This window comes from Nakamurella alba, assembly GCF_009707545.1.
Lineage (GTDB): Bacteria > Actinomycetota > Actinomycetes > Mycobacteriales > Nakamurellaceae > Nakamurella > Nakamurella alba.
Map to the genome: position 1 here is coordinate 89877 of NZ_WLYK01000013.1, position 14321 is coordinate 104197.

Genomic DNA, 14321 nt, shown 5'->3' on the forward strand with positions numbered 1-14321 from the left:
GCCAGGCGGGTCAGCCGACATACTCCAGGACGGTCGCGACGGCGACCGCGTAGTCCCCGGACATCCAACCGCCCGTGTTCATCGCCAGGGCCAACCGGGCACCCGGAACCTGCCGTGCGCCGGCCCGGCCGCGGAGCTGGGTGGCCAGTTCGTAGAGCTGGGCGATCCCGGTCGCGCCGATCGCATGGCCCCGGCTCATCAGGCCGCCGCTGGTGTTGACCGGGATCCGGCCGCCCAGTGCGGTGGCACCCGAGCGGATCATGGTGTACTCGTCGCCCGGGGCGCAGAGCCCGATCTGCCCGTACTGGATGAGCTCGGCCGGCGCGGCGGCGTCGTGCAGCTCCACCAGGTCCAGGTCCGCCGGGTCCACGCCGGACCGCTCGAACACCCGGCCCGCGGCGTCCTCCACACAGCTGCCGACCTGGCCGCCACGCAGTTCCGAACCGCGGACCAGCAGCATCGGCCCCGACAACCGGTCCCGCGCGTACTCCTCCGAGCAGAGGATCGCGGCCGCTCCGCCGTCGGTCATCGGCGAGCACATCGGCAGCGTCAGCGGATCGGCGATCACCCGGGCCGACAGCACCTCCTCGATCGTCTGCTCGCGGCGGAACTGGGCCAACGGGTTCATCGAGGCGTGGTGCCGGTTCTTCACCGCCACCCGGGCGAGGTCCTCGACCGTCGCTTCCGTGCGGTCCAGGAACTCCTGGCCCTCCTCGGCGTAGAACTTCATCAACATCGACGAGGTCCAGTCCTCGTCCGGCCCGGACTCGCCGATCTCGTAGATGTCGGTCGCGCCCCGCAGTGCCCGGAAGGACCGCTCCTTGACCTCGTTCGTGAGCTGTTCGGCGCCCACCACGAGCACCACCTCGGACATCCCCCCGGCCACCGCCTGGTAACCGAGATGGAAGGCAGAACTGCCCGATGCGCAGGCATTCTCGACGTTGATGACCGGGAACTGGGCGAAATCGCTCTGCCGGAATGCCACCTGACCGCGGATCATGTCCTGCTGGGTCACGGTCGGCGCGGCCGCGTTCCCGAAGTAGATCTTCTCCACCGACCCCGGATCGATCCCGGCGTCCTTGACGGCCTCCTCCGAGGCCTCGATCGCCATGCTCCGGATGCCCCACCCGGGCGCACGCCGGAAGGGCGTCATGCCGACACCGGCCACGACCACGTTCCGCATCGAAACCCTACTTCCGCCACCGATCGGCGCGGCCGGTCGGACAGCTGTCGCGTCCGCCACGTGACCGTGACGAACAAATGATTGTTCGGAGACTAGCAGGCTGCCCCCGAGGGGGCAACGGACTTGCAGGACAGCCGATCTGGAGTCGGACGCGCTCGACGAACCGACACCGCGCGGACCGAGCAGACCGGACGCCCGGATGTCAGTCGTGCCGGATGGCCCATTCGCCGAACCGGGACTCGTCCTGGTCGGCACCGATGAACACGAGCAGCATCGTGGCCTGCTGGTCGCTCTCGTTGACCCAGGAGTGCTTATCGCCGCAGTGCACGATGCAGTCACCGGCCCGGAGCACCTTGCTCGCGCCGTCGTCGAGATAGAGGGTGAACTCCCCTTCCATGACGTACTCCAGGTCCACCGTCGGGGTGTAGTGCCAGCCGTCGGGCTGGGACACGGCATCCTCGAGACCCGGTGCCAGCGCGGCGCTCTCGGCGATCGCTGCGGGGAGGTCGTCAGGCACCGTCATCCGGGTGGCCGGAGGGTAGCTGAACAGCGTGAACCGGTACCCGCCGCGGCCCGGGAAGTAGCGGCGGTCGGTGCGGTCGGTGCCGTCGTTCGGGACGGTCGGCACCCCGTCCTCGCCGAACAGGTCGATGAGGGTGGCGCCGCCGAGGATCGGCGGCCGGATCCCGTGCACCTGCCGGTCGCTGACGAACACCGACTTCCCGGTCCCGTCGATGCCGGCGACCACCCTGCGGATGCTGTCCATGTGCTCTCCTTCGCGTCGGACGAAACGTGCTGCGGGCGAACGCGTCAGGGACGCGCGCCGCCGTTGACCTCGAGGTACTGCCCGGTGATGTAGTCGGCGTCCGGAGAGGCGAGAAACGCCACCGCGGCGGCGATGTCACGGGGCAGGCCGCGCTCGCCGGCCCGGCCGGCCGGGACCAGCGGGATGTCGGAGAAGAAGACCGCCAGCTGCTCGTCGGTGTAGGACTCGTGGATCTCGGTCCGGATGATGCCGGGACACACGGCGTTGACGGTGATCCCGTCCGGCCCCAGGTTGTGCGAGAGGGTGGCCGTCATCCCGATCAGCGCCGCCTTGGAGGTCGCGTAGGCGGGGTGGGTGGCCGGCCGGCCGTGCAGGGCGGCGATCGACGAGATGTTGACGATCTTTCCCCGGCGCGCCGCCCGCATGCCGGGCAGGCAGGCACGTACGCACCAGAATGCGGCATCGGTGTTGACGGCCATCATGGTCCGCCAGCTCTCGTCGGTGACGTCCTGCGGGTCGCACGGTGCGCTGATCCCGGCATTGTTCACCAGCACGCCGACCGGCCCGAGCTGATCCCGGATCCGCGCGACACCTGCTGTCACGGCGGTGGAGTCGGTGATGTCGACGGTGTCGACCAGACCCTCGAACCCGTCGCCGGCGGACAGTTCCGCCAATCGGTCGCCGTCCACGTCCCAGTACGCGACGAGCGCTCCTTCGGCGTGCAGCCGTTCCGCGATCGCGCGCCCGAGTCCCCGTGCGGCTCCGGTCACCAGTGCGACCTCGCCCTGCAGCCGACGCAGGGGCACCACCGCGGGCGCGGTCATGTCCGCGCCGCCACGCCGGCGCCGCCGTCGACCACGAGCGTCTGGCCGGTGATGTAAGCGGCGCCGACGGAAGCCAGGAAGACCACCACGGCGGCCACGTCCTGCGGGGTGCCCAGCCGGCCCATCGGCACCCAGGACTCCATGTCGGACAACCGGTTCGCCCGGGCCGCCATCATCCGGGCCTCGAAGCCGGCGGTACGGATGTAACCGGGCGCCACGGCGTTGACCCGGATCCCGGCCGGCGCCCACTCCACCGCCAGCGCCCGGGTCAGCCCGATGACCCCGGCCTTGGCCGCGGAATAGCTGGCCCGGCCTGGCATCCCGGTCACCCCGGCCAGCGAGCTGATGTTGACCACCGCAGGATCCGGGGACCTGGTGAGCGCCGGGTGTGCCGCGCGGCAGCACCGCATCACACCCGACAGGTTCACCTCCAGCGAGGATGCCCAACGCTCGTCGGTGATCTCGGCGGAGATGTCACCGACCGGCAGGCCTGCGTTGTTGACCAGCACGTCGATCCGGCCGAACGCGGCCAGCGCCGCAGCGACCATGGCGTCCACCGCAGCGGTGTCGGTGATGTCGGCCGTCACCGGGAGCGCCGCGGGACCCAGCGCACCGGCCACCCGGGCCGCGCCGTCGGCGTCCCGGTCGGCGACCACCACCCGGTACCCGGCCGCCACGAACGCGCAGGCGGTCGCCTCGCCGAGTCCGCTGCCGCCTCCCGTCACCAGGGCGACCCTGCTGTCGGTGGCAGCGGGACCGGCGGTCGTGGCGCTCAGAGCCCCATCTCCTTGGCGATGATGGTCCGCTGGATCTCCTGCGTGCCGCCGCCGACCATGCCGTGCTTGGCCTCCCGGAAGTACCGTTCCATGTCGTACTCGGCCATCTGCGAGTAGCCGCCGAGGGCCTGCATGCCGTTGGTGGCGATCTTGAAGGCGATCTCCGCGGCGAAGGACTTGGCCATCGACACGTCCTTCACCGCGCGCTGCCCCTTGAGCATCTTCGACGCGGCGCTGTAGACGAGCAGGCGGGCGGCGCACAACTCCGCCTCGTTCTCCGCCATCCGGTGCTTGAGCACCTGGAAGGAGGAGAGCGGACGGCCGAACTGGTGACGCTCCTTGGTGTACCGCACGGTGTCGTCCAGCGCGGTCCGGGCGTTGCCGACGTAGGACGCGGCGAGCGAGAGCCTTTCGTACTCCAGGTGTTCGCCGACGTACTCCCAGCCCTTCCCCACCTCGCCGAGGGTGTTCGACACCGGCACCCGGACGTCGTCGAAGAAGAGCGAGGTGGTGCCGAGGCTGCGCCGCACCTGGGTGTTGAGCTTGTGGACGGTCAGGCCCGGGGTGTCGTTCGGCACCAGGATCATGCTCAGGCCGGCGTAGCGCTCCGATCCGGTCCGGGCCATCAGCGTGATGGTCGTGCCCGGGTGGTGGGCGCCGGAGCACCAGGTCTTCTGGCCGTTGATCACCCACTCGTCGCCGTCGCGCACCGCCGAGGTGGTCATCGAGGCGGCGTCCGACCCGGCGTTCGGCTCGGAGATGCTGATCGCGAACTTCTGCGTGCCGGCCAGGAAGGCCGGCAGGTACTTCGCCTGCTGCTCGGGGGTGCCGTGCCGGGCGATGTTCCCGGCGGTGAACATCCCGGTCATGATGCACGCCGCGGTGTCCAGGCTGAACTTCGCGATGGCCTCGCAGAAGATCGCGTACATCACCGGGTCGGCGGCGAACCCGCCGACCTCCTCGGGCAGGATCAGTCCCAGCCAACCGTTCTCGGCGAACTTCTGGTACACCTCGGCCGGGAACTCCCGGGCCTCGTCGTGCTTGCGGGTGTACTCGCGGCCGACCTCGTTCTCCATGAAGTCGTGCAAGGTGTCGTGCCACAGCTGCTGCTCGGCATCGAACGAGTAGTCCATCCTGCCTTCTCCCTGCCGTGCCCCGGCACACCGTCGTTCCGGGGACTGTCCCTGCCGCGACCCGGCGCACCGGGCCCGGGTCCCGGAGCGCCGGGCCTGCGGTCCATGATAGAGAACAAATGGTTGTTCGGACAGTGGGCGGATGCGACCCTGCCCACCGTGCGTGGCGCCGGGCACCACGCACTCCGCTCAGGTCCGATCGGGCCCGGGCTCCTCGAGATGTGCCCGCAGGGCACGGTCCTCGTCCCGCCACCAGCCCTTGCGACGGGCATAGGCCAGCATGCCCTCCCACTGCGAGCCCGGCCCGGTGTCCACCCCGGCCGCGTCCACCATGGCGACCAGAGCGGCGCTGCGGATCCAGGCGTGACTCCCCTCCAGCTCACCGAGATCCGCGGCGCGCAGCGCGGTGTCGATCCGCTCCGCAGCCAGTCCGGCGGCCGGCCGGACCGCGAACGCGGTCATCTCACCGGGGCGGTCCAGCCCGACCGCGCCCGATGGGTCGATGGTCACCTCCACGGCGTCCTCCTGTCCCTTCCACTGCTGCTGATCATTCCCCGTCCTTTCCCCGGCGGACGTTCACCCCTCTGGCGATCGGCGCTGTCACCGCGTCGCCGCCTCACCGCATCACCGCATCACCGACCCGAGCTCCGCGGAACGCCGGCAACCGCCGGGCCCCGACCAGCACGGAGGTCGCCGCGACCAGGTGCGCCGCCGCCATCACCGACCAGGCGGCCCCGAACGACGTCGCCCCGGCCAGTGCACCGAAGGCGACCGGCCCGATGACACCGCCGATGAAGTAGCCGATCTGGACCACCCCCGACGCCTGCGCCACGTCGTCCGGGTACCGGCTCATCACCCCGTGGACCAGCAGGCTCACCCACGACCAGCCGGGAACGAGGACCAGCACCAGCCCGGTCACGAAACTCCACGGCGCCGGGACCGCGAGCAGCACGAATCCCACCGCACCCAGCGTCAGCATGGCCCCGCAGAGCGGGAACGGATCGATCCCCCGGCGGTCGACCAGCACCGCCAGCAGGATCCGGAACAGCACCGATCCGGCCGCGCCGGCGGACACGCCGACCGCTGCCGTGGCCACATCGACCCCGCCCGCCGGCGCCGCCACCACCAGGAACGCCGTCGCCGCACCGACGGCCAGGTTGCCGCCCAGCACGCCGGTCATCATCACCGCCAGCGGTCCCAGCCGGGCCCGCCCGCGCGGTGGTACGCGGTCGGTCCGGTCCACCTCGGTCCGGGCCCGTCGCCCGGTCCCGCGGACGCAGGCCACCAGCACCAACGCGGCCGCGCCGGCGAGCAGGTACGCGGTACGCCAGCCGAGCTCGACGGCCAGGGCGTGCCCGGCCGAGCCGGCCACCGCCAGCGCCGTCACCGGGCTCGCACTGGCCACCGCGAAGGCGAACGCCCGGCGGCGGATCGGTACCCGGCCCATGATCACCACGTTGACCGCGGGGGTGGCCAGGGCCGGGGTGAGTCCGACCAGGGCGAGCGCCAGGCACAACGCAAGGGCCGAGTGCGAGACCAGCACCACCAGCACCGATCCCGCTGCCGCGGCGGTCCCGGCGACCCGCAGCGCGGCGGCCGCCGAGCGGTGCCGCAGCAGCGATGCCAGCGGGAAGGCGCTCACCGAGGCGACCAGCCAGTACGCCGAGAACGCGATGCCGATGGCCACCGGGCCGAGCGGGAAGTCGCGGCCCATCTCCCCGGCGGCCGCCGCCACCATGAAGCTCGGCAGGATGCAGGCGGCGTTGAGCAGCACGGCCACCGCCACCTGGGCCGCGCCGGTCGCCGTGTCCGCGGCAGCCGGCGTCACGGCCCGCGGGGGATCGACCGTCAGCGCGCCATCCCGCCGTCCTCCGGCCACTGGTCGACCGCGGCCAGCGCCTCGCTGACCAGGCCGTAGCCCAGCCGGTCGGTCATCATCTGCTTCAACGGCTGCACCAGCGACAGCCGGGCGTACCGCCGGGTCAGGAACGGCTTGGCAGCGATCGTCGCCGCGATCTCCAGCGCGCGCGGCAGCAGGTCCTCCGCCTGGTGCACCTCGTTCACCACGCCCCAGTCCAGGGCCGTCCGCGCGTCCAGCAGCTGCCCGGTCAGCAGGAAGTAGCGGCCGCGGTTCGGGCCCAGCACGTGCGGCCAGACGATGTGCGCGCCGTCCCCCGGCACGATCCCGGACATGAAGTGCGGCATGTCCTGGAAGGTTGCCGTCTCCGAGGCCAGCACGATGTCCGACAGCACCGGGATCTCCGGATGGATGATGGCCGGGCCGTTCACCGCAGCGATCACCGGGACCTCGATGTCCAGCAGGTTCCCGAGCAGCTTGCGGCCCTCGAAGACGGTCGCGTCCCACTCGTTGGCGTTGGACAGCTTGAAGCTGCCCGGATCGATGTTGCTGCAGTACGAGTCACCGGTGCCGGTGAGGACCACGACGTGGTTGTCACGGTCCGCGGCGATGTCGGCGAAACAGTAGGCCGACTCCTCGTGCGAGGGGCCGCTCCAGACGAACTCACCGCCCCCGGTGTGGAAGCGGACGACGAGGATCCCGTCGTTGCGCTCCAGTGCGATGTTGTCGTACGCGTGCTGGTAGTCCGAGAACTTCGGTGTCACCCGGGCCATGGCTGTGTGTCTCCTCCGCTGCTGGTGGCTGGTCGTCGAACGGTGCTGTTCCGGGGATGTCGGCCCGTCAGGCCGGCACGGAGCGGGCGGTGGTGTGCCGGTTGACCGGTCGGGCCAGCCCCAGGTTCTCCCGCAGCGTGGTGCCCACGTAGTCCTCCCGGATCAGGCCGCGGCGGCGCAGGATCGGCACCACCAGCTCGACGAAGTCGGTGACACCCTCCGGCACGTGGGAGATCTGCAGGATGAACCCGTCGGCGGCGCCGGTCTCGTACCACTCCTGGAACTCGTCCGCGGCGGCCTCCGCCGACTTCGGGTAGATGTTCGTGCCGTTGAACCCGTACACGAGCTGGCGCATGGTCAGTTTCTCGTCGCGGGCCTTGTTCAGCATGTACTCCTGGTGGGCCCGGGGCATCCCGTGCGAGGCGTCCGGCAGTTCGATCTCCGGCACCAGCTCGTCCAACGGGTAACCGGACAGATCCATGCCGAAGTACATCTCGGCGAAGGTGCGGGACACGTCGTCGTCCAGCAGCCGCTGCATCTGCTGGTACTTCTCCTCGGCCTCGTCCTGCGTCCGGCCGATGACGGGGTTGATCGAGGCCAGTACCTTGATGTCGTCCGGATCGCGACCGGCGTCCGCGGCCCCGGTCTTGATGGCCTGGTAGTAGTCGCGGGCCCGCTCGATGCTGGAGTTGATGGAGAAGAGCAGCTCCCCGTTGCGGGCGGCGAAGGCGATGCCGTCCTTGCTGGCGCCGGCCTGGCAGATCACCGGATGGCCCTGCGGCGGCCGTTCCATGTTCAGCGGTCCGGCGACCTTGAAGTGGGAGCCCTCGTGTCCCAGCTTGTGGAACCGGTCGGCGTCGAAGAACTGCCCGGTCTCCTTATCCCGGAGCACTGCGTCGTCCTCGTAGGTGTCCCACAGGCCCTTGACCACGTCCAGGAACTCCTGCGCGCGGGCGTATCTCGCCGGCCGGGGCGGGATGTGGTCGAGCCCGTAGTTCTGCGCCTGGTCGTCGGTGTAGGAGGTGACCACGTTCCAGCCGATCCGGCCGCCCGAGATGTGGTCCAGCGACCCGATCTGCCGGGCTAGGTTGAACGGCTCGCTGAATGTCGTCGAGGCTGTAGCGACCAGGCCGATCCGCGAGGTCACGGCAGCGAGAGCGGCGGTGAGCGTGATGGTCTCGAGCCTGGCACCGCGCGCGGTGCGGGCCAGGTACTCGTCCGGCAGCGGCCAGGCGTCCAACCGGTCGCCGAGGAAGACCACGTCGAACTTGGCCCGCTCGCAGTCGAGCGCCATCCGCCGGTAGTTGTCGAAACTCATGATGTCGTCGCCGGTGCTCCCGGGCAGCCGCCACGCCCCGTGGTGGTGTCCACCGGGCCAGAGGAAGGCCGCCCAGACCGCCGGGCCCTTGCGCTGCGCCATCTTTCCACTCCTCCACTCACTCCCCCGTCCGACATGGCAGGGGACGACTCGACCGACCTGGCGGTCAGGATGCGACAGGTCCGGCCGCTTCCAGGTAGCTGGCCTCGATCTCGGCCACCCGGTCGGCGACCTCGGCCGTCGGCCCGCTGAGTACGACCGCGCCACGCTGCATCACGTAGACGTGGTCGGCGATCCGCATGGCCTGCTCGACGTGCTGCTCGACCAGCACCACCCCGACGCCGTCGTCGGCGGCGGCCCGGACCGCGGTGAGCAGCCGGGCCACCACCAGCGGTGCGAGGCCGAGCGAGAGCTCGTCGATCAGCAGCAGTCTCGGGGTGCGTGCCAGCGCACGGCCGAGGGTGAGCATCTGCTGCTCGCCGCCCGAGAGCAGCCCGGCGCGCCGGCGCAGCAGCGGTCGCAGCTCGGGGAAGAGCTCGAGCGCCTGCCCGGCGTCGGCCCGGCCGACCCGCAGGTTCTCCTCGACCGTCATCTCCATGAAGACGGACCGCTCCTCGGTGACGAAGCCGACGCCGGACCGGGCTCGCCGGTGCAGGCCCGCGGGTGCCGGTCCCCCGAACAGCGCCACCGATCCCTGCAGCGCGGGCAGCTCACCCGCCAGGGCGAGCAGCGTGGTGGTCTTACCGGCCCCGTTCGGGCCCAGCAGCACCACCACCTGCCCTTGCGTCACCGAGAGGTCGAGATCCTTGACCACCGGGCGACCGGCGTATCCGGCCGAGAGTCCCTGGGCCTCCAGCAGTACCGTCACCGTCATGCCTCCTGTCCGGCCGTGACCGGCACCGGGCCGGCGGAGCCGCCGGCGGGGCGGGCCGTGGACTGCTCGCCGAGATAGGCCCGGATCACCTCGGGGTCGGCCCGGACCTCGTCCGGGGTACCGCTGGCGATCTGCCGGCCGAAGTTCAGCACGACCACCTTGTCGCACAGCCCCATCACGAAGGCCATGTCGTGCTCGATGACCAGGACACCCAGCCCCCAGGCGTCGGCGAGCCGGCGGACCACCCGTGCCAGTTCCAGGGTCTCGCCGGAGCTCAGCCCGGCGGCCGGTTCGTCCAGCAGCAGGACGGACGGCTGGGTGGCGATGGCCCGGGCGATCGCCACCAGCCGGCGACGGCCGTAGGACAGGTCGCTGACCACCGTGTCCAGGCTGTCCACCAGATCCAGCTCGCAGACGGCGGCGACCGCGGCCGGCGAGAGCGGACTGCGGCTGGGGGCCACCAGGTCCTTGACGTACGACGCGGCGGCGCTGGGATCGGAGGCCACACCGAGGTTCTCGCGCACGGTGCTGCTCTCGAACAGCTCGAGGGACTGGAAGGACCGGCTGACCCCGGCTCGGGTGCGCCGGTGCACCGGCCAGCCGTTCATCGACTCGCCGTTCAGCGAGACCGACCCCTCCGCGGGCGGCACGAAACCCGTCACGGTGTCGATCAGCGTCGTCTTCCCGGCGCCGTTGGGCCCGATCAGACCGACGATCTCGCCCGGCGACACGGTGAGGTCCGCACCGGCGACAGCGGTGACACCGCCGAACCGGACCACGACGGACTCCACCGCCAGGGTGGCCGGCGGCACGGTGTGCGGGGTCGCAGGCGGCAGTTGCTCCTTCGCGGTCCGGGCCGGTCGATGCCGCCGGAACCGGGCCTTCACCGAATCGATCAGGTGCAGGTTGGTCCGGATCATGCCGTCCGGGTTCATCAATGCGAACAGCAGCACCGAGAGCCCGGCGATGCTCATCAGCCAGGCCGGGGAGGCGTCCGGGAAGATCGAGTGGATGACCCAGGATCCGAATCCGCCGTTGACCAGGGTGCCGCCGGTCGGTGCACCGGCGATGTACCCGACGCCGCCGATGAAGCTGTACCCCACGGCCAGCACCGACTGGATCGGGTCGAACTCGCTGTAGAGGATCGTCGGGTTGCGGAAGGCAAGGGTGATGCCGCCGACGCCGGCCACCACGGCGGCGACGCAGAACGCGTAGAGCTTGACCCGCACCACGTCGACACCGAGCGCGGAGGCGGCTCTCTCGTTGGTCCGGACGGCGATCATCCGGCGTCCGGAACTGCCGCGGCGGATGTTCGCCACCACGATCGCGCAGAGCACCAGCATCACCAGCACGAACACCGCCCAGCGGCGCGGGTACAGGATCGTGTCCAGGTCCAGCCCGAAGAGTGACTGGGGACCGACGGGCGTGCCGTCGTAGCCGCCGGTGAGGGAGCCGTTCGCGAACACGAGGGCCGAGACGCAGGATCCCAGGCCGAGTGTCACGATGGCCAGGTCGATGCCCCGGGTCCGCAGCGCGGGCAGGGCGAACAGACCGCCGACCACCAGCACCGCGGCCAGCCCGGCGAGCACGGCCACCGGGAACGGGAAGCCGGCATCGACCACCAGCCGGCCGGCGACCAGCGCGGCGACTCCGCCGAGGGCCACCTGCGCCAGCGACAACTGGCCGGTGTAGCCGAGCAGCAGCACCACCGACAGCAGGACCATGCCCCAGCTCGCGGTCACGCCGAGTGCGACCACCAGCGACTCCGGGAACACCAGGAGGAACAGCAGGATGCCGACGGCGGTCACCCCCACCACCCAGGGCCAGCTGATCCGGCCGGTGCCCAGCGTGGGCAGTGTCTGCTTGCCGGTGCTGCGGGCGGGCACGCCCTGACCCCGCACCACCAGGAGCAGCAGGATGACCAGGAACGGCACCGCCTGCATGGCGCCGGGCACGAAGTCGACGTACCGGGAGACCAGGGACTGCAGGACGCCGATGATCATGGCGCCGCCGAAGGTCCACCAGAAGGACGAGAGCCGGCCGATCAGGGCGGCGGCGAGCACCGGGATCACCAGCAGCGGCATGGCGTCGACGGTGACCCCGACCAGCGGCGCGATCAGGATGCCGGCGATTCCGGCGACCGCCCAGCCGACGCCCCAGGTCAGGCCACCGAGCAGGTGCGGGGACCAGCCGAGGGTGGCGGTGGCACGCTGGTTCTCGGCGTTCGCCCGGATCGCCAGCCCGAGCGCCGACCGGCGGCCGGCCAGCCACAGCACGGTGGTGAGCACGAGCGCGATCACCAGGAGCAGGATCTTGTCCAGGCCGACCGAGACGCCGGCGACGGTGACCAGGGTGGTCGGCAGGTCGGAGTCGAGGGTCTTCGGGAACGCCCCCCAGATGAGGAGCGCGACACCCTGCAGCAGCATGAAGATGCCCAGGGTGCTGATCACCCGGGCCAGGGCGGAGGCGCGGCCGAGCGGCCGCATGATCACCTGGTAGGTGCCCCAACCCAGCAGGCCGCAGACCCCGACGGTGGCGACCATGGCCAGTGCGGTCGGAACGCCCCAGTCGACCCGGAGCTGCCAGTAGATGTAGGCGGCGAGCATGGCGACGGCGCCGTGCGCGAAGTTGATCACCCCGGAGCCGCGGTAGATCAGCAGCATGCCCTGCGCGAGCAGGGTGTAGGCGGTGCCGATGCCGAGGCCCAGCAGCGCGAACTGGATGGCGGTGGTCATGTCACCTTCCCAGGATCGTTCGGGTGGTCCGGATGTCGGGACCTGTCGGCGGGCGGATGGTGCGGGTCGTCACCGGACGCCGGTGAGCGGTTCCTCGATCTCGGGCTGGTCCGCGTCCACCTGGACGCCGCCCTCGTAGGTCACCACCCGGTAGGTCGAGGACGGCAGTCGCGGGAACGCGCCGAGTGCGGCCGTGCCGAGCTCGGCCGGGCTCCAGGTCAGCAGACCGGCGACGTCCACGTCCTTGGCGGACTTCAACGCCGCGCTCATCGACTCGGCGGTGACCGGGCCGGTGATGGTCTTCGCGACGGCCGCCGCCGCCTGGAAGGCCAGCCAGGTGTTCAGGCCGGCGGCCCGGCGCAGTCCCGGGTCGCCGTCGGCAACACCGGTGGCCGTCAGCTGCTCGTTCCACTGTTTCACCGCGGCGTCCTGGTCGTCGTGGATGCCGGGCAACGGGCTGAGCACCCAGATCCCGTCGGCCGCCTCGCCGATCGCCTGCGCCTCGGCCTCGCCGAAGGAGAACACCGTGCCCGCCAGCTGCACGTCCAGCGCCATCCCCTTGACCGCTTTGTACATGCCCTGCAGACCGGTCGGTCCGAGCATCACCAGCGCGGAGTCGACGCCGAGATCCTTGAGCTGCTGGGCGTACGGCGCGTAGTCGGTGACCCCCTGCGCCGGGATCTTGACCTCCCCCGCGGTCGGCATCCCGGACACGGCGATCGCCTTGTTCACGATCTCGACCTGTGCGGCGGTCGCGGCGAAGTCCAGTGCCACCACCGCCATCTTCTTCTTCCCCGCAGCTTTGAACGCGTAGGGCGCCGCGGTGAAGGCGCCGTAGTTGCCTTCGTGCAGCGGATAGGACACCGGATTCTCGTAGTCGATGGCGCCGCCGGCCGGCAGGTTCCCGATGTTCGGGATCCCGGCGGCCTCGAGGATCGGCATGCTCTGGCTGGAGTAGATGTCCACCTCGCCGACAACCGCTGCCACGCCCTCGGTCTGGGCCTTGCGCGCGCAAGCCGCGGCCTGGTTCGCGTCACCCTGGGTGTTGCAGAACTGGTAGCTGATCTGCTTGCCGTTGATACCCCCGGCCTTGTTGATCGCCTCGACGGCGGCCTTGGCCCCGGCGTCCACGTCCGGGTAGTTCGTCAGGGCCGAGCCCACCGCGGCGATCGACATGAACTTCACCGTGTCACCGGAAGCTGCTGCACCACCGGACGTCCCACCGGCGGAGTTCTCCTGGCCGCAGGCGGCCAGCGAGCCGGCCAGCACCACTGCGACGGCACCTCGCACGGCGGAACGGCGGAGAGCCGCGGATCCGAGCATCGTTGCTCCTTCTCCAAACAATTGTTTGTTTTCTCATGGTGACACACCGGCATGCTGTGCCACAAGACACTTCGGTCAACTACTGCGCGTGCCCCGGACCCGACGGGCCGGGAGCCGGCCGCCCGGCGTGAGCGGCCGGCACCCGGCCCGTTGCCGGACTCAGCCGGAGGTGCTGCGGCGCGGATCGACCACCAGCGGGCGGTCGTAGGAGGGGTCGGACCGGTCCCGGGCCGGCTGCGGCCCGGTCCGCATCGCCTCGATCACCTGCGGCGCCAGGCCTTTCACCGCGGTCATCGCGCTCTGGTCGAGGTGCTCGGGGACGGCGTCGAGCTGCGCCCAGTCCCGCAGGCACACCCGGGCGGCGATCGCCCACCGACCGTCGCGCTTCTCGAAGCGGTCCATGTAGCGGCCGCCACCCATGGTCAGCGGCTTGCCCTCCCGGTTCAGCCCGACGAACATGTAGTACGACTCGGTGTGTGCGACGTCGCCGTCGAGGTCGATCGAGATGTTGAAGATGGCGTGCTGGTGCGAGACATGGGTCGTCGTGTGCATCCCGATGGCCCAGTCGGCGAACGCCTCGGCGGTCCCGATGAAGACACCGTGGTCGTCGATCGCGTCCGGGTGGTACACCGACAGCAGGAGATCCCGGTCCAGCCGGTCGACGCCCCGGGAGTACCGCATGAGCACGTCGCGGATGGCCGACCGGTCCTGCAGGTCGGCGACGATCGCGTCCAGTTCCTCGAGAGTCCTTGCCATGA

At 70.7% G+C, this 14321-nt stretch carries 13 protein-coding genes; all 13 read right to left on the reverse strand.

Features of this window, described 5'->3' with window-relative positions; all coding sequences use genetic code 11:
* Positions 1-10 precede the first annotated feature (10 nt).
* On the reverse strand, positions 11-1183 hold the full coding sequence (locus GIS00_RS24475) for a thiolase family protein (protein WP_154771091.1): 1173 nt from the start codon (positions 1181-1183) through the stop codon (positions 11-13).
* 202 nt (positions 1184-1385) lie between these two features.
* A complete protein-coding gene (locus GIS00_RS24480; RefSeq protein WP_154771092.1) occupies positions 1386-1949 on the reverse strand; it encodes a cupin domain-containing protein in 564 nt (187 codons plus the stop codon).
* A 44-nt stretch (positions 1950-1993) separates the two neighbouring features.
* Entirely contained in the window at positions 1994-2773 is a 780-nt protein-coding gene (locus GIS00_RS24485; RefSeq protein ID WP_154771093.1) for an SDR family NAD(P)-dependent oxidoreductase, read from the reverse strand.
* Positions 2770-3549, reverse strand: a complete 780-nt coding sequence (locus GIS00_RS24490) for an SDR family NAD(P)-dependent oxidoreductase (protein WP_230314120.1) — start codon at positions 3547-3549, stop codon at positions 2770-2772. The genes GIS00_RS24485 and GIS00_RS24490 overlap by 4 nt, the downstream gene beginning before the upstream one ends.
* Positions 3546-4682 (reverse strand): acyl-CoA dehydrogenase family protein, encoded by a 1137-nt coding sequence (locus GIS00_RS24495; protein WP_154771095.1) that lies wholly within the window; start codon positions 4680-4682, stop codon positions 3546-3548. Before GIS00_RS24495 ends, GIS00_RS24490 begins: the two co-directional genes overlap by 4 nt.
* Before the next feature lie 189 nt (positions 4683-4871).
* Positions 4872-5192, reverse strand: a complete 321-nt coding sequence (locus GIS00_RS24500) for a hypothetical protein (RefSeq protein ID WP_154771096.1) — start codon at positions 5190-5192, stop codon at positions 4872-4874.
* A 106-nt stretch (positions 5193-5298) separates the two neighbouring features.
* Positions 5299-6510, reverse strand: a complete 1212-nt coding sequence (locus GIS00_RS24505) for an MFS transporter (protein ID WP_154771097.1) — start codon at positions 6508-6510, stop codon at positions 5299-5301.
* 20 nt (positions 6511-6530) lie between these two features.
* Complete coding sequence (locus tag GIS00_RS24510; protein WP_154771098.1) at positions 6531-7313, reverse strand: enoyl-CoA hydratase/isomerase family protein; 783 nt, start codon at positions 7311-7313, stop codon at positions 6531-6533.
* 67 nt (positions 7314-7380) lie between these two features.
* Positions 7381-8733, reverse strand: coding sequence for an LLM class flavin-dependent oxidoreductase (locus tag GIS00_RS24515; protein WP_154771099.1), 1353 nt, complete (start codon positions 8731-8733; stop codon positions 7381-7383).
* A 64-nt stretch (positions 8734-8797) separates the two neighbouring features.
* Positions 8798-9505 carry an ABC transporter ATP-binding protein gene (locus GIS00_RS24520; protein WP_154771100.1) on the reverse strand — a complete coding sequence of 236 codons (708 nt, stop codon included), beginning with the start codon at positions 9503-9505 and terminating at the stop codon, positions 8798-8800.
* On the reverse strand, positions 9502-12240 hold the full coding sequence (locus tag GIS00_RS24525) for a branched-chain amino acid ABC transporter permease/ATP-binding protein (protein WP_154771101.1): 2739 nt from the start codon (positions 12238-12240) through the stop codon (positions 9502-9504). The genes GIS00_RS24520 and GIS00_RS24525 overlap by 4 nt, the downstream gene beginning before the upstream one ends.
* A gap of 69 nt (positions 12241-12309) precedes the next feature.
* A complete protein-coding gene (locus tag GIS00_RS24530) occupies positions 12310-13563 on the reverse strand; it encodes an ABC transporter substrate-binding protein (protein WP_154771102.1) in 1254 nt (417 codons plus the stop codon).
* 159 nt (positions 13564-13722) lie between these two features.
* Complete coding sequence (locus tag GIS00_RS24535) at positions 13723-14319, reverse strand: nuclear transport factor 2 family protein (protein WP_154771103.1); 597 nt, start codon at positions 14317-14319, stop codon at positions 13723-13725.
* Positions 14320-14321 lie beyond the last annotated feature (2 nt).